The following is a 22180-nucleotide window of genomic DNA, read 5'->3' on the forward strand; positions in this document are numbered from 1 at the left end:
CGACGTCCGTCGGCATGGAGGTCCGGTCGCATGGCATTCGCGCGTAACCAGTGGTATGTGGCCGCCTACGGCGGTGAGGTGGGCCGGAACCTGCTCGCCCGGACGGTGCTCGGTGAGCCGCTGGTGCTGTACCGCACCAACGCCGGGCAGGCGGTGGCGCTCGCTGACCGGTGCGTACACCGGCGCTTCCCGCTGTCGGAGAGCCGGCTCGACGGCGACACGATCGTCTGCGGCTACCACGGCTTCACCTACGATCCGACCGGCGCCTGCGTCTTCGTACCCGGTCAACAACGCATCCCGCGCACCGCGCGGGTGGTCTCCTTCCCGGTGGTCGAACAGGACTCCTTCATCTGGGTCTGGATCGGCGACCTGGACCGGGCCGATCCGGCTGCGATTCCCCGCGCACCGTGGCTGGCCGACCCGCGCTACGCGGTGGTGCGGGGCATGGCGCCACTGAACGCACGGTACGGCCTGCTGGTCGACAACCTTCTGGATCTGTCCCACGAGACCTATCTGCACGGCGGTTACATCGGCACGCCGGAGGTGGCGAACACCCCGATCACCACCGCTGTGGACGAGGACCGGGGGATCGTCTACGTCAGTCGGCACATGGACGACGCCGAGTGCCCGCCGTTCTACGCGCGCTCCACCGGCATCCAGGGCCGGATCACCCGGTGGCAGGACATCGAGTACCACCCGCCCTGCCTCTACCTGCTGCACAGCCGGATCGCGCCGCAGGGTGTCTACCCGCCCGCCGAGGGTGAGGACCGCGAAGCGTTCCACGCCGAGATCGTGTACGCCATCACCCCGTCGACGGAGCACACCACCTATGACTTCTGGGCGGTGGCGCGGGACTTCGCGATCGACGACGAGTCGGTCAGCGAGTACCTCCACCACAGTAATCACACAGTTGTCATGCAGGACGTGACAGCCCTCAACATCCTGGAGCAGGTGATCGCGACCGAGCCGGACCGGTATCAGGAGTTGAGCATCAACATCGACACCGGTGGCCTGGCCGCCCGGCGGCTGCTGGCGCGGATGGTCGGGTCGGGGACGGTGGGAGCGGCGCGATGAGCTCCGGGGCAGGCTCCCGCACCGGGGACCGGGTCTACCGGATCCACTGGGTGCCGGGCACCGACATTCTGCGCGGGATCTGTCACTGCGGGGCCGAGCGTCGCACCGAGGAGCCTGTCGAGTTGTGGGAGTGGCTGCTCGGCCACCCGCAGGACCACAAGGGTGCGGCCGGGCCGGTGCCCGGACCGGCGAGGCGGCTGGCGATGCGCGAGTGACTGTGGACGTGCTGACCGGTGTCGAGCTGGTGGTCGCCGGTCGTGATCAGGTGGCGGCGGAGGTGGTGGCGATCCGCCTCTGTCGCGCGGACGGCGGTGAGCTGCCCGAGTGGACCCCGGGCGCGCACATCGACCTGGAGTTGGACGCCGGGCTGGCCCGTCAGTACTCCCTCTGCGGTGACCCGGCGGAGCGGTCCGTCCTGCGGATCGCGGTGCAGCGCGAACCGAACGGGCGTGGCGGCTCCCGGCTGGCGCACGAGCGGCTCACCGTCGGCGCGACCGTCCGGGTGAGCGGGCCACGCAACACCTTCCCGCTGCTCGCGGCACGCCGCTACCTCTTCATCGCCGGCGGCATCGGTATCACCCCCATCGCACCGATGGTCGCCGCGGCCGACGCCGCGGGCGCCGACTGGCGGCTGGTGTACGGCGGACGCAGCCACGCCACAATGGCCTTCGCCACCGCCCTGCGGGAAAGGTACGGCGACCGGGTGAGCCTGCACCCGCAGGACGAGACCGGCCTGCTCGACCTGGCCGGGTTGCTGGGCCGGCCCGGCACCGGGCTCGTCTACTGCTGCGGCCCGGAACCACTGATCACGGCGGTCGAGGAGCACTGCCGCGACTGGCCAACGGGCTGCCTGCACGTCGAGCGTTTCACCGCCAGTGGCGACACCGGCGCGCCGGAGACGACGATCGAGGTCGAACTCACGCTCTCCGGGCGGACGGTGACAGTGCCGCCGGGCACGCCGATCCTGCAAGCGGTGGAGGAGGCCGGGGTCCAGGTCCTCTCGTCCTGCCGGGAGGGCACCTGCGGCACCTGCGAGACGCCGGTGCTCGCCGGTGTGCCGGAGCATCGCGACAGCCTGCTCACCGCCGAGGAGCGGGCCGCCGGGGACACCATGATGATCTGCGTCTCCCGGGCCCGTACGCCCCGACTCGTGCTGGAGCTGTGAGCGCCCGGCGTAAGCGGGGATGATGACGGGGTGCGCGCAGAAGCGGGACGGTCGGTGACGAGCAAGGTGCTGGCGTTGCTCGACGCGTTCAGCCCGGCCACCCCGGCGTTGACCCTGAGCGAGCTGGCGCGTCGCACCGGAATGCCACTGCCCACCGTGTACCGGCGGGCCGCGGAGCTGGTCGCGTGGGGGGCACTGGAGCGTGGCGACGACGGGCGGTACCGGATCGGTCTGCGGCTGTGGGAGGTGGGCTCGCTCGCACCCAGGGGCCTGGGGCTGCGGGAGCTGGCCCTGCCGGTGATGGAGGACCTGTACGAGGTGACCCACGAGAACGTCCAGCTCGCGGTCCGGCAGGATCTCGAACTCGTCTTCATCGAACGGATCGCCGGGCGACACGCGGTGCCCGTGCTCACCCGGGTGGGGGGTCGCTTCGCGCTGCACGCGACCGGCGTCGGGCTGGTCCTGCTCGCCCACGCACCCGCCGAGGTCCAAGAGCAGGTGCTGGCCGCGCCGCTGGAGCGGTACACCGAACTGACCATCACCGACCCGAAACGGCTGCGTCGCTGCCTCGCCGAGGTACGACGGGTCGGCTACGCGGTGAGCGACCGTCAGGTCACCATGGACGCCCTCTCGGTGGCCGCGCCGATCCGCGTACCGGAGGGTGTGGTGGCGGCGATCTCGCTTGTGGTTGCCCACGACCGGGCGGACCCGGTGGCGTTGGCGCCGCTGGTCCAGGCCGCCGGCCGGGTGGTCTCCCGGGCGCTGAGCAACTCCACCCGCCCAGCCGTCTGATGTAGACAGACTGCGGATCGTTGACGCCCGATCAAATTCTGCATTACGTTGCTGGTGCGCGTGTTACTCCCCACCCTCGTGCGCGGACCGGCATCGACGAACGGGAGCACTCATGTCACTGGACGGCAAAGTCGCCATCGTCACCGGCGCCGCGCGGGGTCTCGGCCTCGCCTACGCGCAGGAGTTGGCGCGGCGGGGCGCCTCGGTAGTGCTCAACGACGTCGACGCCGAGGCCACCGCCGACGCCGTGGCGACTATCGAAACGTCGGGAGGTCGGGCCGTCGCGGTGGTCGCACCGGTCGGCCCGACCGAGACCGCGAAGGAACTCGTCAGCACGGCTGTCGAGCACTTCGGACGGCTGGACATCCTCGTCACCAACGCCGGCGTGCTGCGCGACACGGTGCTGTGGAAGATGAGCGACGACGACTTCGACACCGTCATCAACGTGCACCTGCGTGGCACGTTCACCACGGTGCGCGAGGCGGTGCAGCACATGCGGCAGGCCGGCGAGGGTGGTCGGATCATCTGCGTCGGATCGCCCACCGGGCAGCGGGGCACCTTCGGCCAGACCAACTACGCGGCCGCCAAGGCGGGCATCGTCGGCATGGTCCGGACCTGGGCGCTGGAGCTGAAGCGGGCCGGCATCACCGCCAACGCCGTCGTCCCGGTCGCCGCGACCGCGATGACCGCCACCGTTCCCTACTTCGCGGCGGCGGTGCGGGCCGAGGCGAACGGCGAGCCGATGCCCGCGTTCTTCCGACACGAACTGGGATTCGGCACGGCGGACGACGTGGCCGGGCTTGTCGCGTTCCTCGGTTCCGACGCGGCGGCCTCGGTGACCGGTCAGGTGATCGGTGTCGGCGGGGACCGCCTGCAGATCTGGACCCACCCGGAGGCGGCGCTGACCGCGCACCGCGAAGGCGGCTGGACGTACGACGCGCTGGTGGAGGCCTGGCCGACGACGTTCGCCGGTGCCGCGCAGAGTGTCGGTGAACGATTCCCGAAACTCCCCGAGGAGTTCGAGACAGCGCCGTCCTGACCCGCCCGCCCCGACCGCCCGACGGAGGTTGGCCCCCATGTACCAGCCCGCGATCGACCTCGACGACGTCACGGCGATCGACATGCACGTGCACATCGAGGTCGACGACCACGGTCACACCTCACTGCCCGAACCGCTGGTGGCAGCGGCGTCGGCGTACTTCAAGACCGACGGCCCACGGCCCGCGGTCGACGCCGTGGCGCGGTACTACCGCGAGCGGCACATGGCGGCGGTCGTCTTCACAGTGGACGCGCGTACCCAACTGAAGCATCAGCCGCTGTCGAGCAGCGACATTGCCCGCGCGGCGGCCGAGCACGCCGACGTGCTCATCCCGTTCGGGTCGGTCGACCCGCGCACCGGGGGAGCGGCGGTCGAACTCGCCGACCGGTTGATCCGGGAGGAGGGCGTACGCGGCTTCAAGTTCCACCCCACGGTGCAGGGCTTCGACCCCAGCCACGACGAGTACGCGCCGCTGTGGGGCCTGCTGGAACGGGCCGGCCTCCCGGCGCTCTTCCACACGGGGCAGACCGGCATCGGCGCGGGTACGCCGGGCGGCTACGGCCTGCGCCTCGGCCTGTCGAACCCGATCCTGCTCGACCCGATCGCTGCCGACTTCCCCGACCTCCAGATCATCATGGCCCACCCGTCGGTGCCCTGGCAGGACGAGGCGTTGTCGGTGGCCACGCACAAGCACAACACCTGGATCGACCTGTCCGGCTGGAGCCCGAAGTACTTCCCGGCCGAGCTGGTGCGCTACGCGAACTCGCTGCTGAAGCGGCGGGTGCTCTTCGGCACCGACTTCCCGATGCTCACCCCGGACCGGTGGCTTCGCGACGTGCAGGCCACCGACCTCAAGCCGGACGTGCTCCCGGGCATCCTGAAGGACAACGCGGCCCGACTGCTGGGCCTGGCCCGGTGACGACGAGAGGAAACGCCATGACGACGACCATCACCTACGACCAGCTCGGTGACCTCGCCGGCACCGATCTCGGCCACACCGGGTACCGCACTGTCACCCAGGACCAGGTGGACCTGTTCGCGGACGCCACGGACGACCACCAGTGGATCCACGTCGACCCGGAGCGGGCGAGGACCGGCCCGTTCGGCGCACCGATCGCGCACGGCTTCCTCACCCTCTCCCTGGCGGTTCCCTTCTGGACCGAACTGCTCGAGGTCAAGGGCGTGACCACGAAGGTGAACTACGGCCTCGACAAGGTGCGCTTCCCCGCCCCGGTAGTGGTCGGAGCGCGGGTGCGGATGCGGGCCACTGTCGTCGAGGTCGTCGAGGTCCGCGGCGGCTACCAGCTCGCCGTCGACCAGACGATCGAGATCGAGGGAGGGGCCAAGCCGGCGGTCGTCGCGCGCGGGCTGTACCGCTTCTACGCCTGATCCCGGGGGCATCCGTCGAGCCGGGTGAGCACACCACCTCCACCCCCAGGAGATTGATGATGCACCAGCACGGAATTGGCGCCTGGTTGGCCAAGCGCCGGCTCAAGTCCCCGGACCAGATCGCGATCATCCACGGCGACCGGTCGCCCATGACGTACCGCCAGTTCGCCGACGCCGCGGACCGGATCTCGGCGGTGCTGCGGGAGCGGGGTGTCGGCAACGGCGACTCCGTTGCCTACCTGGGCGAGAACAGCCCGGAACTCCTCCAGGTGATGTTCGGGGCGGCGCAGCTCGGGGCGGTCTTCGTGCCGGTCAACACCCGGCTCGCCGCACCCGAGATCGGCTACGTTCTCGCCGACTGTGCCGCGCGGGTGCTGATCCACGACCCGGACTTCGCGGTGCCGGTGGCCTCCGCCGCGGCGACCGCCGGGACCCCGTACGTCATCGTCAACGGTGCGGGCAGCGCGGACCGGCCCGGGCTGGCCCACCTGGCCCGGGCCGCCGTCACCCCGTTCACCGACCACGCCGACACCGCCCACGAGGATCCGGCGGCGATCATCTACACCTCGGGTACGACCGGCCGGGCCAAGGGTGCGGTGCTGACCCACGGCAACCTCACCTGGGTGGCGCTCAACTGTGTTGTCGACTATGACGTCGTCTCCACCGACGTCGCCCTGATGATCTCGCCGCTGTTCCACGTCGCCTCGCTCGGGATGGGTGCCCTGCCCGTCATCCTCAAGGGCGCCACGATGGTCATCGAGAGGGGCTTCGAGCCGGGCCGCGCGCTCGCGCAGATCGAGCGGCACGGGGTCACCATGCTCAGCGGCGTGCCGACCACCTACCAGCTGCTGGCCGACCATCCTGCCTGGGCGTCGACCGACCTGTCGACGTTGACGAAGCTCACCTGCGGAGGTTCGGCGGTGCCGGCCCGCATCCTCAACGCGTACGAGGCGCGGGGCCTGTCGTTCTCCCAGGGTTACGGAATGACCGAGGCCGCGCCGGGCGCCACCGCGCTGCCGCCCACGATGACCCGCGTCAAGCAGGGCAGTGTCGGCCTGCCGCACTTCTTCACCGACGTGCGGATCACCGATGCGGCAGGTGCGGTGCTGCCCGCGGGCGCTGTCGGTGAGATCGAGGTGGCCGGTCCCAACGTCTTCCCCGGCTACCACGGGTTGCCCGAGGCGACCGCCGAGGCGTTCACTGCCGACGGGTGGTTCCGCTCCGGCGACCTCGGCCACCTGGACGCCGACGGGTACCTCTACATCTCCGGCCGCCTCAAAGACATGATCATTTCGGGGGGCGAGAACATCTACCCGCTCGAAGTCGAGCAGCTGCTCACCGAGGTCGACGGGGTGACCTCGGCGGCGGTCATCGGCGTGCCGGACGAGCGTTGGGGGGAGGTGCCGTGGGCGATCGTGACAGTCCGGGAGGGGGCGTCCGTGGACACCGCCACCGTGCGGGCCCGCCTGGACGGCAGGATCGCGCGCTACAAGCTCCCGAAGAACGTCGTCATCGTGGACGAGTTGCCGCGGACGGCGTCGGGGAAGGTGCGGAAGGCCGATCTGCGGACCCGGTTCGGCGCCTAGTCGCCGGCCGGGCCGCGACGAGTTCGGCGAATTCCGCAGCGGACGCCTCGGCCAGCTCGTCGTGCATCCGGCGGTAGGTCCGCACCGATCTCGCGGCGGGCCATTCCGCGTCCATGAACTCGGCCGGCAGCCTCGGGTCGGCGCGCAGCAGCGCGAGCCAGTCCGCCACGAGCATGGTTCGTACGGTCAGCGCGCTCGGCGCCATCGTCAGTGCGGACGGGTCGTCCCACACCTCGATGAAGGCGAGGTGCGCGCGTCGGATCGCCTCGATGTCCCAGGCAGCGCGCACGCTCTCGCCGATCGGGAAGCCGGCGAGTTCGCGGGCGTGGAAGGCGACCACTGTGTTGGGCGCGAGGTCCTGCCGCAGCCGCTCCAACGACCCGGCGAGGTCGACCTCGCCGGGCGCCAGCCAGAGCCCGTCCCGCAGCGGCGCGAAGCCCTCCCAGGTGAGGGTCGAACGCAGCCGGTGCCGCAGCATCCGCTGGCCCTCCGGGATCGAGAAGGTGACAAGGGTCCACCCGCTGCCCTGCGGGTCGAACGGCCGCGGCCCGCGAACGCGGCACGTCGCCTCGCGCAACACCGCGGCCCCGTGCTCGGTGAGTGAGAAGAGCGTCTCCCGGCCGCTCCTCCTGCGGGCGAGGATGCCGCTGTGTACGAGACGGTCGAGGGTCGCGCGGGTGGCCGGCGCGGCGACGTCGGCGCCTTCCAGCACGTTGATCAGGGCGCTCGCCCGGATGGGTCCCGTGGCGGCGTCGACGACGTGCTCGCCGAAGAAGGCGAGCAACAACTGCTTCGGCTGACGACTACCCACAGTGCTTCCCTTCGGCGAACTCGCTGGCCTGCCCGCCGATCACCGCGCGGATCGCGGGGCCACAGCCTGCCCGCGCTTGGCCCGCTGGATCTGGTCGTAGACGTGCGTCCGCAGTTCCGTGAAACGGGGCAGAGCGCGGGTCGTGATCTGATCGCGCTCCGGCGGCAGGTCGATCGCGAGGTCCTCCTGGACCCAGGTCGGCGACGTGGACAATACTAGAACCCGCTGACCGAGATACACCGACTCGTCGATGTCGTGGGTGACGAAGACAACCGAGATGGTGCGGCTGGCGTGCAGCTCGCGGACCAGGTCCTCCAGGTCGGCCCGGGTCTGCGCGTCCACGGCGGCGAACGGTTCGTCCATGATCAGGACGTCGGGCTGGTACGCGATCGCCCGCGCGATCGCCACCCGCTGTTGCATCCCCCCGGAGAGCTGCCACGGGTGGCTTCGCGCGGCGTGCGCGAGGCCCACCGCTTCAAGAGCGTCGACGACCAGCTTGTTCCGGGCCGCGCGGGTGAGTTTCTTGTGCCGCAGTGGCAACTCGACGTTCCCGCGCACCGTCAGCCAGGGGTAGAGGCTGCGACCGTACTCCTGGAACACGACGGCCATCGCCGGGCTGGGCCCGGTCACCGGCGAGCCGTCCATCTCGACCACGCCGCCGGTGGGCCGCAGCAGGCCGGCGAGGCACTTCAGCAGTGTGGTCTTGCCACAACCGGACGGCCCGACGATGCAGACGAGCTCACCGGCGTCCATGGTGAAGCTGATGTCCCCGATCGCCTCGACGTCCCCCGTCGGTGACTCGTAGACCTTCCGTAGGTGCTCCACCCGCAGCAGGGCGCTCCGATCAGGCACGGTTGACCTCCCTGATTCCGTGGTACCAGCGCAGCACGCGCCGTTCGACGAGGCCGAAAGCTACGGCGAGGAGGACGCCGACGAGCCCGAGCAGGAGGATGCCGCTCCACATCTCGGCGATCAGGTAGTTGCGCTGGAAGTAGGCGATCCGGTAGCCGAGGCCGGAGGAGGAGGCGAACATCTCGGAGATGACCATCAGGATCAGCGCTACCGAGAGGGCCTGCCGGACCCCGGCCATGATCCGTGGGCTGGCGGCCGGGAGCACGAGGAACCAGAGCCGCTCCCACCAGGTGACCTGGAACGATTCCGCGGTCTCCGTCATGACGCTGTCCGTCCCCCGGACACCCTCGATCGTGTTCAGCAGGATCGGCCAGACCGCGCCGGAGGCGATCACGACGACCTTCATGGTGTCGGTGATCCCGAGCAGGAGCATCACCACCGGGATCAGCACCGGCGGCGGGATGGCCCGGAGGAACTCCAGCAGCGGTTCGAGGAGTTCGCGCAACCAGCGGGTCAGGCCGATGACGGTACCGGCGGCGATGCCGAGCACTATCGACCCGGCGACACCGAGGCCGAGGCGGGCGAGGCTGGGCAGCACGTCCTCGACGAACGCCGGGCCGACCCAGGTTTCCCGGAAGGCTTCGGCGATGGTCAACGGGTCGGGGAAGAACCGACTCGTCGTCCTCGTCGCCACCAGACCCCAGAGCACCAGCAGCAGCGTCGGCAGCCCCAGCGGGTAGAGCAGGCTCGCCGCGATCCGGGATCCGACCCTCCGGCGGCGTGCCGGGGTGGCGATCCGCCCGGTGTACGCGGTCACAACGGCTCCTCTCCTCGTACCGACTGGTGCCACGACAGCAACCGACGCTCGATGAACCGGAAGACGATGTTCACAGTGAGCCCGAGCAGGCCGGTGACCACCACCAGCGCGTACAGGCCGGTGGCGTCCCCGGCGGACCGGGACAGCTCGATCATGCGCCCGAGACCGGGGTTACCGATCACCATCTCCGCGGTGATGGCGAGGATGAGCGCGACAGCGGCCGCTAGGCGCAGGCCCGTCATGAGGTACGGCAGGGTGGTGGGCAGGACGAGGTGCGACAACTGCTCCCGCCGGGTCAGACCGAAACTGCGGGCGGTGTCGCGAGCCACCGCGTCGACGTCGGCGACGCCGTAGATCACCTGCACGAACACCTGCCAGAACGACGCGTAGACGATGATGACGAGGGCGGCCTGCCGCTGGATGCCGAACATCAGGACGGCGAGTGGGATGAGGGCGACCGACGGGATCGGTCGCAGGAACTCGACAATCGTGTGCGTCGCGCGCCGCAGGAACGGCACCAACCCGACCACAGTGCCGAGGACGACGGCGGCGACGGTCGCCACCGTCAGGCCGATCGCCCAGGACGTCATGGTGCTGCCCAGCCGTCGCCAGAACGCGAGGTCGACGAGCTGCTCGAACAGCCGCGCCAGCACGTCCGTCACGTACGGCAGGTACAGCGGGTTGATCAGGCCCAGCGTCGGGATCAGCTGCCAGACGACGAGGAACCCGGTAAGGCCGACGACGCCCAGCATCGCTTTGCGTAAGGCGCGCAGGCGTCGGGTGGGGAACACGCGCATGTCACTCCCGTCGTCAGGCGGGCGGCGAAGCCCTCCCCGGTCCGGGGGCGGGGAGGGCGGGACCGCGCCAGCTACTGCTGCTGGATGAGACGGTCGAGGTTGGGTTGCTTGTCGAGAACCTTGTACTTCTGCGCGAGTTCGGCGAGCGTCTGCAGGCTCGACCTGTCGACCTCCCAACCGAACGCCGGCAGCCGCACCGACTCGGCCACCGGCGGCGGCAGCTCCAGGTTGTCCTTGATGGCCTGCCGCAGCGCCGCCTCGTTGGCAGGGTCCTTGGCCCATTCCAACGTCTTCTTCATCGCCGCGGTGAAGTCCTCGACCAGTTTGGCGTCCTTCTCGGTGCGTTCCTTTGTGGTGATGGTGGTGAGCGTGGCCAGGCCGGGCACCACCGCCTGGTAGGGCGCGACGATGAAGGTGTCGCCGCGGCTCTTCAGTTGGGTGACGAACGGCTCCGGCACCCAGGCGGCGTCGATGTTGCCGGATTGGAGTTGGGCCGGGGTGTCCGGGAAGGCGACCTCGACGAAGTTGATTTTCGACGGGTCGCCGCCGTCCTTCTCCACCGCTGCCATGATCGTCACGTCGCCGGCGGCGCCCAGGCTGTTGACCGCTACCCGCTTGCCCGCGAGGTCGGCCGGTCGCTTGATGCCGGACCTCGCCGAGGCCACCACGGCGTTGATGTCGTCGCCGTCGGCGTAAGAGGAGGCGTAGTTGCCGATGATGACGACGCCGAGATCCCGCAGGTCGGCCCGGAACGGGCCGAAGGGCTGGCCGATAGCGAAGTCGATGTCGCCGTTCATGAGCGCGGGAATGGCCTGCGCGCCGCCCTGGGCGGGCAGCACCTCGACCTGGAGCCCGCGCTCGGCGAAGATACCCGCCTTGATGCCGCCCCAGAGCGCGGCGGTCTCGGTGATGGGCAGCGCCGCGACCCGAACCTTGCGCAGGTCGCCCGAGGTCTGGTCGGACGGGTTGGACGCGTCGGAGTCGGTGCATCCGGTGAGGGCGATCGCGGTGGCGGCGATCAGCCCGAGAGCCATTACCTTCTTCATTGACGAGGCCCTTCCTGGGCGGGGGTGGTGGGTGCGTCGGAAGTCGGCGGATGCCTCGGATCTGCAGGCGAACTACCGCTGCGTGGGGGCGCACGCCGCTGTGTTGGCCATGGTCAGTCACCCCGGTATTGAAAGTCAAGAATTTCTGACGCCCGTCATGAATAAGTTGAACAACGCTCTGCTGTGGCGACGTCGCACCAGCTCGCGCTCACACCTCGGGCAGGCCCACGTAGTTCTCGGACAGGCTCCTGGCGTACGCCTCGGAGGTGGCGACGTACCGCAGCGTGGCGGTCTGCAGCTTCGTCTCGTACGGGTCGTCGCGCTCCAACCGGTGCAGCATCGAGGTCATCCACCAGGAGAAGTGCTGGGCCCGCCAGACCCGGCGCAACGCCGTGGCCGAGTAGCCATCCAGCAGATCGGTGCGGCCCCCGTCGTACCACGCGGCGAAGGCGTCCCCGAGCAGCGCGACGTCGGCGAGGGCGAGGTTCATGCCCTTCGCGCCGGTGGGTGGGACGATGTGCACGGCGTCCCCGGCCAGGAACAGCCGCCGCCACTGCATCGGCTCGACCACGAAACTGCGCATTCCGGTGATGGACTTCTCCAGGATCGGTCCCTCGTTGAGCGACCACCCCGGCACCGTCTCCAACCGGGCCCGCAGCTCCGCCCAGATCCGCTCGTCCGGCCACGCGGCGATGTCCTCGTCCGGCGCGACCTGTAGGTACAGCCGAGAGATCTCGGGCGAGCGCATGCTGTAGAGGGCGAAGCCCCGCTCGTGGTTGGCGTAGATGAGTTCGTCCACCGCCGGCGCCGCGGCGGCGAGGACGCCCAACCAGGCAAAGGGGTACGCCCGCTCGTAGGTGGTCAGCACCCCCTCGGGCACCGCGCCGCGGCTCACCCCGTGGAACCCGTCGCAGCCGACCACGAAATCGCAGTGCAGCTCCTCGTCGCGCCCGTCCCGTCGAAAGTGGACGACCGGCGCGTCCGAGTCGAGACCGGCCAGGCGTACCGCCTCGGCCTCGAAGAGGATCGCGCCACCGGCCGCGAGTCGGGCGGCGATCAGGTCCTTGACCACCTCCTGCTGCCCGTAGACGGTGATCGCCCGCCCGGTCAGGTCTGCCATCGGCACCCGGTGCGACTCCCCGGCGAAGCGCAGCTCGATGCCCTCGTGGCGCAGTCCCTCCCGTTGCAGCCGCTCACCGACGCCGCTGCGGCAGAGCAGATCGACAGAGCCCTGTTCGAGGACCCCGGCCCGGAGCCGGTGCTCGACGTGGTCGCGGCTGCGGCTCTCCAGCACCACGGACTCGATTCCGCGCAGGTGCAGCAGGTGCGACAACATGAGTCCCGCCGGCCCGGCGCCGACGATGCCGACCTGGGTACGCATTCCCGGCATGCTCCTCTCCTCCCGGCGTCAGAACGGGTACCGCGTGATGGTGCCCTGCACGGTGAGCCACTGGGTCTCGGTGAACGCCTCGACGTTCGCCGCGGCCCCACCGAACCGGGAGCCGGTGCCGGACGCCCCCACCCCACCGAACGGCGCCACTGCTTCGTCGCTCACCGTCTGATCGTTGATGTGCACGATCCCGCTGGGGATCCGGTCGGCGAGGGCCATCGCCCTCATCACGTCGCGGCCCAGGATCCCCAGCGACAGGCCGTACTCGGTCTGCCGGGCCAACTGCACTGCCTCGTCCTGGTCGGCGAAGGTGATCACCGGCGCGACCGGGCCGAAGACCTCCTGGGCGTACGCCGGGGTCGCGGGGGTGACGTCGGTGAGCACCGTCGGCCGGTAGAACAGCCCCTCGTACGTGCCCCCGGCCGCCAGTCGGGCGCCCGCGTCGACGCTCGCCGTGACCAGTGCGTGGACCTTGTCGCGCTGGCGCTCGTCGATGATCGGCCCCAGTGCCACCTGCTCCTTCGCCGGATCGCCGACCGGCAGGTGGTTCGCCTTCTCCGCCAGCCGCTCGACGTACCGTTCGGACAGGCTCTCGTGCACCAGGTGCCGTCCGGTGGTCATGCAGATCTGGCCCTGGTGCAGGAACGACCCCCAGGCGCCGGCGGAGACCGCGAGGTCCAGATCGGCGTCGTCGAGCACGATCAGCGCCGAGTTGCCGCCGAGTTCGAGGTGTGCGCGTTTGAGGTGACGTGCCGCCGCCTCGCCGACCTTGCGACCGGCGGCGGTGGACCCGGTGAAGCTGACCACCCGTACGTTCGGGTCGGCCACCAGCGCCTCGCCGACCTCGACGCCGCCGGGAAGGACGTGCAGCAGCCCGGCGGGCAGGCCGGCCTCCTCGAAGACCCGGGCGATCGAGACTCCGCCGCAGACCGCGGTGCGCGGATCGGGCTTGAGCACCACGGCGTTTCCCAGCGCCAGGGCCGGGGCGACGGACCGGGTGGCCAGGATGAGCGGGAAGTTGAACGGCGCGATGACCCCGACGACGCCGACGGGCAACCGGCGAGCAAGGCTCAGCCGCGGTTGCGCGCTGGGGATGATCTCGCCGAGCGGGTGCGAGGCCAGCGCCGCCGCCTCGTAGCATTCCTGCGCCGCGGTGTCGGTCTCGACGCCGGCCTTGGGTGGGACGGACCCGGCCTCCCGCACGATCCAGTCGCCGATCTCGGCGGCGTGCCGCTCGAACAGCTGTCCGGCCCGGCGCAGCACAGCGGCCCGCTCGGTGTAGCTGGTGGCGGCCCAGGCGCGCTGGGCGGCGGCGGCGCGGGCGCAGGCGCGCGTCACGTCCTCGGCGTTCGCCACGCCGACCTGGCCGATCTCCTCGCCGGTGGCGGGGGATCGCACGGGTGCCGTGCCGCCGGCCGGTTCCACCCAGCCGTCGCTGTGCAGGGTGCCCTGCCAGGTCGTGACGTCAAGCAGTGTCATGGCGGTCCTCCTCGGAGCGTGGGGCCGGTGGGCTGGGCGGACTTCCGCTCACGAAGGGCCCGAAGGTGTTCGCTGACCGAACGGCCGTTCTCTTCATGAACGTTGGCACGTGGCCCGGCTCGCGTCAACGCATCGCCCGGCATGACTGCGGTGCATTGTGGACGGCGGTCCGGCCTGTCGTTGACGGATGTCGTTCCCCGTCGTACGTTCGAGATGAGTACGGCAGTCCGCATAGCGAACGGCTGCCGCGGCACGGTTCGGGCGGGAGGCGGGGAGGCCCATGGCGAAGCTCGTCTCGCTGGCAGAAGGCGTGGCGGACCTGGTCCGCGACGGCGACGTGGTGGCCCTGGAAGGGTTCACCCACCTCATTCCGTTCGCCGCCGGTCACGAGATCATCCGCCAGGGGCGGCAGGATCTGACCCTCGTGCGGATGACCCCCGACGTCATCTACGACCAGCTCATCGGGGCGGGCTGCGCCCGTCGCCTGGTCTTCTCCTGGGGTGGCAACCCGGGCGTCGGGTCGCTGCACCGCTTCCGGGACGCCGTGCAGCACGCCTGGCCACGCCCACTCGACCTGGAGGAGCACAGTCACGCGGGCATGGCCAACCGGTACGTCGCCGGGGCGTCCGGGCTGCCGTTCGCCGTCCTGCGCGGCTACACCGGCACCGACCTGCCCGGGCACACCACAAACATCCGGCCCATCACCTGCCCGTTCACCGGCGAAACGCTGACCGCCGTCCCCGCCCTGCGTCCGGACGTGACGGTGGTGCACGCCCAGCGCGCCGACCGGAACGGCAACGTGCAGATGTGGGGCATCACCGGGGTGCAGAAGGAGGCGGTGCTCGCCGCCCACCGCTCACTTGTCACAGTCGAGGAGATCGTGGACGAGTGGGAACCCGTACCCGGGCAGGTGATCCTGCCCGGCTGGGCGGTCACCGCGGTGGCCGAGGTGCCCGGAGGCGCGCACCCCTCCTACGCCCACGGCTACTCGGTGCGGGACAACGACTTCTACCGGGACTGGGACGCGGTCAGCCGGCACCGCGACACCTTCCGGGCCTGGCTGGACGAGCACGTGCACAGGGCCGGCGCGGCGGCGTGAGCCAGCGCAGCGAGCGAGGGAACGCGATGACGGACTGGACCGCGGACGAGATGATGACAGTCGCCGCCGCACGGCAACTACGCGACGGCACCGCCTGCTTCGTCGGGATCGGGCTGCCCAGCACCGCGGCGAACCTCGCCCGCGCGACCCACGCCCCGAACCTGGTGCTCATCTACGAATCCGGGTGCCTCGGCGCGAAACCGGACCGGCTTCCGCTCTCCATCGGAGACGGGATCCTCGCCGACACCGCTGACGCGGTCGTCTCGGTGCCCGAGGTGTTCAACTACTGGCTCCAGCCCGGTCGGATCGACGTGGGCTTCCTCGGCGCCGCGCAGATCGACCGCTACGGCAACATCAACACCACCGTCGTCGGCGGCGACTACGACGCCCCGACGGTCCGGCTGCCCGGCGCCGGTGGCGCCCCGGAGATCGCCGCCTCCTGCGGCGAGGTCGTGGTGATCGTCCGGCAGGACCTCCGGACGTTCACCGAACGGGTCGACTTCGTCACCTCGGTCGGGTACGGGACGGGCCCCGGCGACCGGGAACGACTCGGTCTGCGCGGCGGAGGCCCCCGAGTGGTGATCACCGACCTCGGCGTCCTCGCACCCGACCCGGTCACCTGCGAACTCACACTTACCCACCTGCACCCCGGCGTGACCCAGGACCAGGCGCGGGCGGCCACCGGCTGGGACCTCGCCGTCGCCCGGGGACTGGCCACCGGTACGCCGCCGACGGCACGCGAACTCGCGGTGCTGCGGGCGCTGGAGGCGACGAAGTCCGACGGGAGACGACAGTGACCACCCAGGACACCCAGGCGGACAGTGGTCTGGTGCTACCGCGGTACCGGCGCGACGATGTCGACGCCCACCCGCCCCTGCTCAGCCCCGGCTACCAGTCGACAGTGGCGCGGGCGCCGAGACACCCACTGGTCTACCTGCCGCAGCGGCTGACCGAGATCACCGGGCCGTTGCTGGGGGAGGGGCGGGTCGGTGCGCTCGACCACGACCTGACCCGCCAGCACGACGGCGAGCCGCAGGGACAGCGGATCATCGTGCACGGGCGGGTCCTCGACGGTGACGGCCGGCCGGTACCCCACACGCTTGTCGAGATCTGGCAGGCCAACGCCGCAGGTCGGTACCGCCACGCACGGGACACCTGGCCCGCGCCGCTCGACCCCCACTTCGAGGGGGTCGGCCGGGCGCTCACCGACGACCAGGGGCGCTACCGGTTCGTCACCGTGCAGCCCGGCGCCTACCCCTGGCGTAACCACGACAACGCCTGGCGGCCGGCGCACATCCACTTCTCCCTCTTCGGCCGGGCGTTCACCCAACGGCTGGTGACGCAGATGTACTTCCCTGGCGACCCGCTCTTCTTCCAGGACCCGGTCTTCAACTCGGTCCGCGACCAGGCCGCCCGGGCACGGATGATCGCCCGGTACGACCACGCCGCCACCACACCGGAGTGGGCGCTGGCGTACGAATTCGACATCGTGCTGCGCGGCCGGGAGAGCACTCCTTTCGAGGACGAGGACGACGATGAGTGAGCAGTTGGGCGTCATGCCCGCGCAGACCGTCGGGCCGTACCTGCACATCGGTCTGCACTGGCCCGACGGCCCGTACGTGGTGCCCGAGGGCACGCCGGGCGCGTTCTGGATCAGCGGTCGGATCGTCGACGGCACCGGGACGCCGGTGGTCGACGCGATGGTGGAGAGCTGGCAGGCCGACCCGGAGGGCCGGTTCGACCATCCGGACGACCCTCGGGGTGCCCGGCCGCCCGCGCTCGCGGGTTTTCGCGGATTCGGGCGGAGCGAGACCGACGGGCAGGGGTGCTACCGGCTGCTTACCGTCAAACCCGGTGCGCTGCCCGAGCCGGACGGCGGCACCGAAGCCCCCCACCTGACCCTGTCGGTCTTCGGGCGTGGGCTGCTGCACCGCCTCGTCACCCGGCTCTACTTTCCCGACGAGTCGACGGCGAACGCCGCCGACCCCGTGCTGCGCAGCGTCGACGCCGACCGCCGTGGCACCCTGCTGGCGAGTCCCGCCCCGGACGGGCTCCGGTTCGACATCCACCTTCAGGGCGACCATGAGACAGTCTTCTTCGCCCTCTGACGGCCTGCTCGGCGGCCTCTCCGGCACCCCGGACGTCGACGCGGAACTCAGCGACTCGGCAGTGCTCCAGGCGATGCTCGACGTGGAGGCCGCGCTCGCCCGCGCCGCGGCGGACGCCGGCGTCGTGCCCGTACCGGCGGCCGACGCGATCGCCGCGCAGTGCCGCGCCGAGCGGTACGACCCGGCGGCGCTGGGCCGGGCCGCCGACGCCACCGGCAACCCGGTCGTCCCGCTCGTGGGCGAGCTGACCGCCGCCGTGCCGGAGCACGCCCGGGCCTGGGTGCATTCCGGAGCGACAAGCCAGGATGTGCTGGACACCGCGCTGGTCCTGGTGGCGGTGCGGGCGCTCGGGCCGCTGCTGACTCACCTCGACGTCGCAGTGGAGGCCGCCGCCCGGCTGGCCGACGCGCACCGGGACACCGTGATGGTCGCCCGGACACTCGGGCAGCAGGCGGCACCCAGCACCTTCGGGCTCAAGGCCGCCGGCTGGTTGACCGGTCTGGCCCAGGCCCGGGACCGACTGCGTCAGGCCCGCGCCGCGCAGCCCGCGCAACTCGGCGGCGCGGTCGGCACCCTTGCCGCGTTCGGCCCGGCCGGCGCCGAGGTCACCGAACGGTTCGCGGCGCACCTGGGCCTCCCGCCGAGCCCGCTGCCCTGGCACACCCGCCGTCAACCCTGGCTCGATCTGGCCGCCGCCCTCGGTGGGCTCCTGGTGGCCACCGGCAAGATCGCGCTCGACGTCGGGTTGCTCGCCCAGAACGAGGTGGGTGAGGTCGCCGAGGGCGGCGCCGGACGAGGCGGCTCCTCGGCCATGCCGCACAAGCGCAACCCGGTGGACTCGATCCTCGTCACCGCCGCGGCGCGACGCGGTCCGGGTCTCGTCGCCACACTGTTCGCCACGGCGGTGCAGGAGCACGAGCGGGCCGCGGGCGGCTGGCACGCCGAGTGGGAGCCGCTGCTCGATCTGCTGCACGTGACCGGTGGCGCGACCGCCCGGTGCGCTCGGATGCTGGCCGGGCTCCAGGTCCGCCCGGAGCGGATGCGGGAGAACCTCGACGCGACCGGCGGGCTCCTGCTCGCCGAGGCGGTCGTCGCCCGACTGGCGCCCGCCGTCGGCCGCCGCGTCGCACACGATCTGGTGACCCGCGCCGCCGCCGCGCCCTCGTTCCGCGCCGCGCTGCTCGCCGACCCCGACGTCCGTGCCCACCTGTCCGACACGGAGTTGGCCGAGGCGCTCGACCCGTACCGCTGGCTCGGCTCGGCCGGCCGGTTCGTCGACAGTGCCCTGGCCGCCGTCCGGGGAGCGCGCGGATGACCACCCGGTTGCATCTCACCGTCGACGGCCCGGCCGCCGCGCCGGTGCTGCTGCTGGGCAGCTCCCTCGGCACCACCGCCGCCATGTGGGAACCCCAGCTGTCGGCGCTCGCCCAACGGTTCCGGGTCATCCGGTACGACCACCTGGGCCACGGGCGCTCGGCGGTGCCGCCCGGACCGTACACCCTGGACCTGCTGGGCCGGGAGCTGGTGCGGACGCTTGACGACCTCGACGTGCCGTGGGTCCACTACGCGGGCTTGTCCCTCGGGGGCATGGTGGGCATGTGGCTCGCCACCTACGCGCCCGACCGGGTGCGGCGGCTGGCGCTGCTCTGCACGTCGGCGTCGCTCGGCCCACCCGAGCAGTGGCGGGCACGAGCCGCGACGGTCCGGGCCGACGGCCTGCCGGCGGTCGCCGACGCGGTGGTGGCCCGCTGGTTCACCCCGACCTTCGCGGCGGCGCGGCCGGAGGTGGTCGCCCCCCACCGCGCCATGCTGACCACGACGTCGCCGGCCGGATACGCCGCCTGCTGCGAGGCGATAGCCGCGATGGACCTCCGACCCGACCTCGGCCGGGTCGCCGCGCCGACGCTTGTCATCGCCGGGGCGGACGACCCGGCCACCCCGGTGGAGCACGCCCGCGACATCGTCGGTCGCATCCCACGGGCCCGGCTGGCGGTGGTCGACGCGGCGGCGCACCTGGCCAACGTCGAACAACCCGAGCAGGTGTGCCGACTCCTGCTGGAACACTTCCACGAGGGACGTGGTGACGGATGAACGACAGCGAGCGGCACGACGCCGGCATGACGGTACGTCGACAGGTGCTGGGTGACGCGCACGTGGACCGGGCGATCGCCGGCACCGACGAGTTCACCGCCGACTTCCAGGACTTCATCACCCGCTACGCCTGGGGGGAGGTGTGGAACCGGCCGGGCCTCGACCGGCGGACCCGTAGTTGCGTCACCCTCGCCGTGCTCGCCACCCTGCGCCACGACGAGGAGTTGGCGATGCACGTCCGGGCCGCGCTGCGCAACGGGCTCAGCCCCGAGGAGGTGGCGGAGGTCCTGCTCCAGGTCGGCGTCTACGCTGGTGTACCGGCGGCGAACCGGGCGTTCACTGTGGCCCGGGAGACCCTGCGGCAGGAGGCCGGGTGAGCGCGAGCGAGGAGGCGACGAGGTCGCCGGAGTTCGTTCAGTCGCTGGAGCGCGGCCTTGCGGTGATCCGGGCGTTCGACGGCGACCATCCGCAGCTCACGCTCAGCGAGGTGGCCAGACGGACCGGGCTGACCCGGGCCGCGGCGCGCCGCTTCCTGCTCACTCTGGTCGAGCTGGGGTACGTGCACACCGACGGCCGGCTTTTCTCGCTGCGGGCCCGGATCCTCGAACTCGGCTACGCCTACCTGTCCAGCCTGAGCCTGCCCGAGGTCGCGCAGCGGCACATGGAGGCGCTTGTCGCGCAGGTTCACGAGTCCTGCTCGGTGTCGGTGCTCGACGGTGACGAGGTGGTTTACGTCGCCCGCGTGCCCACCAAGCGGATCATGACGGTGGGGATCAGCGTCGGCACCCGGTTCCCCGCGTACGCCACCTCGATGGGCCGGGTGCTGCTCGCCGCGCAGCCGGTCGAGTGGCTGGACGACTACCTCGCCGCCGCGCAGCTGCGACCGCTGACCCGGCGCACCGTCACCGACCCGGCCAAGCTGCGCGCCATCCTGACGAAGATCGCCGCCCAGGGGTACGCCATCGTGGACCAGGAGTTGGAGGAGGGGCTGCGTTCGGTGGCCGCGCCGATCCACGGCGAGAACGGGTCGGTGATCGCCGCGGTGAACGTCTCCGCGCACGCCAGCCGGGGGTCGTTCGAGATGATCCGTCGAGAGCTGCTCCCGCCGCTGCTGGCCGCCGCGAAGCGGATCGAGGAGGACATCCGGGGCGGCCTGAGCCGGACACCGACGGCCCACGGGCTCAGTTCAGCGTGAGGGCCGGGGCGCTGGCACCCGGGCCGGACGGCGTAGGCACCACTCGGCCACCGCAAGGTTGATCACCCAAGCACGGACAGGGTCTCCGGGTACGGCACCACCAGGCGCCCTCGTCAGTTGGGACGTGTTGGACCGCCGTCACCGCGTCGCCGTTTGCGTCTAGGTCCGACGATAGGATCGGCAAACGTCTATCGAATGCGTTCGCCGTCCCTTGCAGGAGGTGTCGTGCCGGACCTGATCGTGGCGCTCCAACGGCGGATTGACGTCAATGCTGTGCGTGCCGTCAATACCTACCAGCGAGAGGTGCCCGAGTACGCGTCACCGTCACCGGAGCAGCTCACGCACATGCTCGACTTCGCGCGTTTCATCCGCCTGGTGAGTCTGGAGCGCGTACGGGACGACACGCCGCTCGACGAGGATGACCTGGCGGCCATCGGCGACGTCGGCCGACGACGCGGCGAGGACCGGCTCTCGCTGGCGTCGCAGCGGCAGGCGCTCAGCACCCATACCGCACTGATGCTGCGCGATGTGGTGGAGACCGCTACTGCGGCCAACACCGAGGACGTGCTCCACATGGCCAACTGGCTCGGGCGGGAGGGCAACCGGGCCCGCGGTGCCTACCTGGACGGGTACGTTGTCGGCGTCGCACAGACCTGGTCGATGTCGGCTCAGGTCCAGATGCTCGCGCGATCGCTGCTGGCCGACGACGAACCACCGCCGACGGGCATCGCTCGGGCGGCCGGCGTACGTCTTGCGAGTCACTGGCTGGTGACTGTTGTTCGGTTCGACCCGCCGGGCCTGACCGCGCCGGCTCGGAAGCGCATCGTCGCTGCGGTGCTGGCGTCCTGGCGGATCCCGATGTCCTGGCTCGGGCCGGCGGAGTTGGTACTTGTCACGCCGGCATCGGTCGACGCGCCGGCGGGCACGTCGGCATGGCTTGTCGACGGTGGCGTATACGGTTCGGCGGCGGATCGCACCCTGGACCTGGTCCGCGGCGTCGCCATGGACTCCGGCCGTGAGTGCGCCGCCGGCGCTGCCCTCGGGCCCGTGGGCCAGCTGGCCGGTGTGCTGGAGCAGGCACGACAGATCAGCCGACTGACGTCGGCGGAGCGAATGCCCCAGCACCTCTACAGCGTCGCGGACAGGTTCGTCGAACTCGGAGCCGCCCGCTCGCCCCAGATGGACGGTTGGCTGCGGGAGCTCATCACCCGACTCGAAGCCGGCCCGGACCTGATCCGCACCCTCGACGCGTACTACCTGCACGACATGTCCCGACCGGCGACGGCACGGACGCTTGGTGTGCACACCCGCACGCTCGACTATCGCCTGCGACGCGTGGAGGAGTTGATCGGGCTGCGTCCGGCCTCGACCCGCGGCGTGCGGATCCTGACCGCCGCCGTCGCCTGGGCGTTCGCGGACCGGCTGCGGGAGGCGTGACGAGGCCGGGCGT

24 protein-coding genes are annotated in these 22180 nt (G+C 71.1%); 17 read left to right on the top strand and 7 right to left on the bottom strand.

All coding sequences use genetic code 11. The features are described from left to right. The first annotated feature begins 30 nt into the window (after positions 1-30). From AB0B85_RS28820 to AB0B85_RS28855, 8 genes are all read left to right on the top strand, one after another. Positions 31-1074 carry an aromatic ring-hydroxylating dioxygenase subunit alpha gene (locus tag AB0B85_RS28820; RefSeq protein ID WP_357412105.1) on the top strand — a complete coding sequence of 348 codons (1044 nt, stop codon included), beginning with the start codon at positions 31-33 and terminating at the stop codon, positions 1072-1074. Then, on the top strand, positions 1071-1289 hold the full coding sequence (locus AB0B85_RS28825) for a hypothetical protein (RefSeq protein WP_357412106.1): 219 nt from the start codon (positions 1071-1073) through the stop codon (positions 1287-1289). The genes AB0B85_RS28820 and AB0B85_RS28825 overlap by 4 nt, the downstream gene beginning before the upstream one ends. After that, on the top strand, positions 1286-2239 hold the full coding sequence (locus AB0B85_RS28830; RefSeq protein WP_357412107.1) for a PDR/VanB family oxidoreductase: 954 nt from the start codon (positions 1286-1288) through the stop codon (positions 2237-2239). The genes AB0B85_RS28825 and AB0B85_RS28830 overlap by 4 nt, the downstream gene beginning before the upstream one ends. 30 nt (positions 2240-2269) lie before the next feature. After that, the gene (locus tag AB0B85_RS28835) at positions 2270-3031 is read left to right on the top strand and encodes an IclR family transcriptional regulator (RefSeq protein ID WP_357412108.1); all 762 of its coding nucleotides are present in this window, start codon (positions 2270-2272) and stop codon (positions 3029-3031) included. Between the two features lie 112 nt (positions 3032-3143). Next, complete coding sequence (locus AB0B85_RS28840) at positions 3144-4070, top strand: SDR family NAD(P)-dependent oxidoreductase (RefSeq protein WP_357412109.1); 927 nt, start codon at positions 3144-3146, stop codon at positions 4068-4070. Between the two features lie 37 nt (positions 4071-4107). Further along, positions 4108-4989, top strand: a complete 882-nt coding sequence (locus AB0B85_RS28845; RefSeq protein WP_357412110.1) for an amidohydrolase family protein — start codon at positions 4108-4110, stop codon at positions 4987-4989. Positions 4990-5006: 17 nt separating this feature from the next. Next, the gene (locus AB0B85_RS28850; RefSeq protein WP_357412111.1) at positions 5007-5459 is read left to right on the top strand and encodes a MaoC family dehydratase; all 453 of its coding nucleotides are present in this window, start codon (positions 5007-5009) and stop codon (positions 5457-5459) included. A gap of 59 nt (positions 5460-5518) precedes the next feature. Further along, a complete protein-coding gene (locus tag AB0B85_RS28855) occupies positions 5519-7045 on the top strand; it encodes a long-chain fatty acid--CoA ligase (RefSeq protein WP_357412112.1) in 1527 nt (508 codons plus the stop codon). Here the strand turns inward: AB0B85_RS28855 and AB0B85_RS28860 are convergent. From AB0B85_RS28860 to AB0B85_RS28890, 7 genes are all read right to left on the bottom strand, one after another. Further along, positions 6969-7856 carry a PaaX family transcriptional regulator C-terminal domain-containing protein gene (locus AB0B85_RS28860; protein WP_357412113.1) on the bottom strand — a complete coding sequence of 296 codons (888 nt, stop codon included), beginning with the start codon at positions 7854-7856 and terminating at the stop codon, positions 6969-6971. The two genes, AB0B85_RS28855 and AB0B85_RS28860, sit on opposite strands and share 77 nt — an antisense overlap. 39 nt (positions 7857-7895) lie before the next feature. After that, entirely contained in the window at positions 7896-8708 is an 813-nt protein-coding gene (locus AB0B85_RS28865) for an ABC transporter ATP-binding protein (protein ID WP_357412114.1), read from the bottom strand. Beyond that, on the bottom strand, positions 8701-9525 hold the full coding sequence (locus AB0B85_RS28870) for an ABC transporter permease (RefSeq protein ID WP_357412115.1): 825 nt from the start codon (positions 9523-9525) through the stop codon (positions 8701-8703). The genes AB0B85_RS28865 and AB0B85_RS28870 overlap by 8 nt, the downstream gene beginning before the upstream one ends. Next, a complete protein-coding gene (locus AB0B85_RS28875) occupies positions 9522-10322 on the bottom strand; it encodes an ABC transporter permease (protein ID WP_357412116.1) in 801 nt (266 codons plus the stop codon). The genes AB0B85_RS28870 and AB0B85_RS28875 overlap by 4 nt, the downstream gene beginning before the upstream one ends. Positions 10323-10393: 71 nt before the next feature. Beyond that, positions 10394-11368 carry an ABC transporter substrate-binding protein gene (locus AB0B85_RS28880; RefSeq protein ID WP_357412117.1) on the bottom strand — a complete coding sequence of 325 codons (975 nt, stop codon included), beginning with the start codon at positions 11366-11368 and terminating at the stop codon, positions 10394-10396. Positions 11369-11576: 208 nt separating this feature from the next. Beyond that, positions 11577-12758 (bottom strand): 4-hydroxybenzoate 3-monooxygenase, encoded by a 1182-nt coding sequence (locus tag AB0B85_RS28885; RefSeq protein ID WP_357412118.1) that lies wholly within the window; start codon positions 12756-12758, stop codon positions 11577-11579. 18 nt (positions 12759-12776) lie between these two features. Then, positions 12777-14237 (bottom strand): benzaldehyde dehydrogenase, encoded by a 1461-nt coding sequence (locus AB0B85_RS28890; RefSeq protein WP_357412119.1) that lies wholly within the window; start codon positions 14235-14237, stop codon positions 12777-12779. 280 nt (positions 14238-14517) lie between these two features. Between AB0B85_RS28890 and AB0B85_RS28895 the strand changes: the two genes are divergently transcribed. The 9 genes from AB0B85_RS28895 to AB0B85_RS28935 all read left to right on the top strand — a co-directional run bounded on the left by AB0B85_RS28895 (position 14518) and on the right by AB0B85_RS28935 (position 22167). Continuing rightward, a complete protein-coding gene (locus tag AB0B85_RS28895) occupies positions 14518-15336 on the top strand; it encodes a CoA-transferase (RefSeq protein ID WP_357412120.1) in 819 nt (272 codons plus the stop codon). A 26-nt stretch (positions 15337-15362) separates the two neighbouring features. Continuing rightward, positions 15363-16133, top strand: coding sequence for a CoA-transferase (locus tag AB0B85_RS28900; RefSeq protein WP_357412121.1), 771 nt, complete (start codon positions 15363-15365; stop codon positions 16131-16133). Continuing rightward, positions 16130-16879 (top strand): protocatechuate 3,4-dioxygenase subunit beta, encoded by a 750-nt coding sequence (gene pcaH, locus AB0B85_RS28905; RefSeq protein ID WP_357412122.1) that lies wholly within the window; start codon positions 16130-16132, stop codon positions 16877-16879. Before AB0B85_RS28900 ends, pcaH begins: the two co-directional genes overlap by 4 nt. Beyond that, positions 16872-17444, top strand: coding sequence for a protocatechuate 3,4-dioxygenase subunit alpha (pcaG, locus tag AB0B85_RS28910; RefSeq protein WP_357412123.1), 573 nt, complete (start codon positions 16872-16874; stop codon positions 17442-17444). Before pcaH ends, pcaG begins: the two co-directional genes overlap by 8 nt. After that, a complete protein-coding gene (gene pcaB, locus AB0B85_RS28915; protein ID WP_357412124.1) occupies positions 17419-18759 on the top strand; it encodes a 3-carboxy-cis,cis-muconate cycloisomerase in 1341 nt (446 codons plus the stop codon). Before pcaG ends, pcaB begins: the two co-directional genes overlap by 26 nt. Further along, a complete protein-coding gene (gene pcaD, locus AB0B85_RS28920) occupies positions 18756-19535 on the top strand; it encodes a 3-oxoadipate enol-lactonase (RefSeq protein ID WP_357412125.1) in 780 nt (259 codons plus the stop codon). The genes pcaB and pcaD overlap by 4 nt, the downstream gene beginning before the upstream one ends. Then, positions 19532-19912 (top strand): 4-carboxymuconolactone decarboxylase, encoded by a 381-nt coding sequence (gene pcaC, locus AB0B85_RS28925; RefSeq protein WP_357412126.1) that lies wholly within the window; start codon positions 19532-19534, stop codon positions 19910-19912. The genes pcaD and pcaC overlap by 4 nt, the downstream gene beginning before the upstream one ends. Next, a complete protein-coding gene (locus AB0B85_RS28930) occupies positions 19909-20730 on the top strand; it encodes an IclR family transcriptional regulator (protein WP_357412127.1) in 822 nt (273 codons plus the stop codon). The genes pcaC and AB0B85_RS28930 overlap by 4 nt, the downstream gene beginning before the upstream one ends. A 225-nt stretch (positions 20731-20955) precedes the next feature. Further along, a complete protein-coding gene (locus AB0B85_RS28935) occupies positions 20956-22167 on the top strand; it encodes a helix-turn-helix domain-containing protein (protein ID WP_357412128.1) in 1212 nt (403 codons plus the stop codon). The last annotated feature ends 13 nt before the right edge of the window (positions 22168-22180 follow it).

It is taken from the genome of Micromonospora sp. NPDC049044 (assembly GCF_040649215.1).
Classification (GTDB): Bacteria; Actinomycetota; Actinomycetes; order Mycobacteriales; family Micromonosporaceae; genus Micromonospora.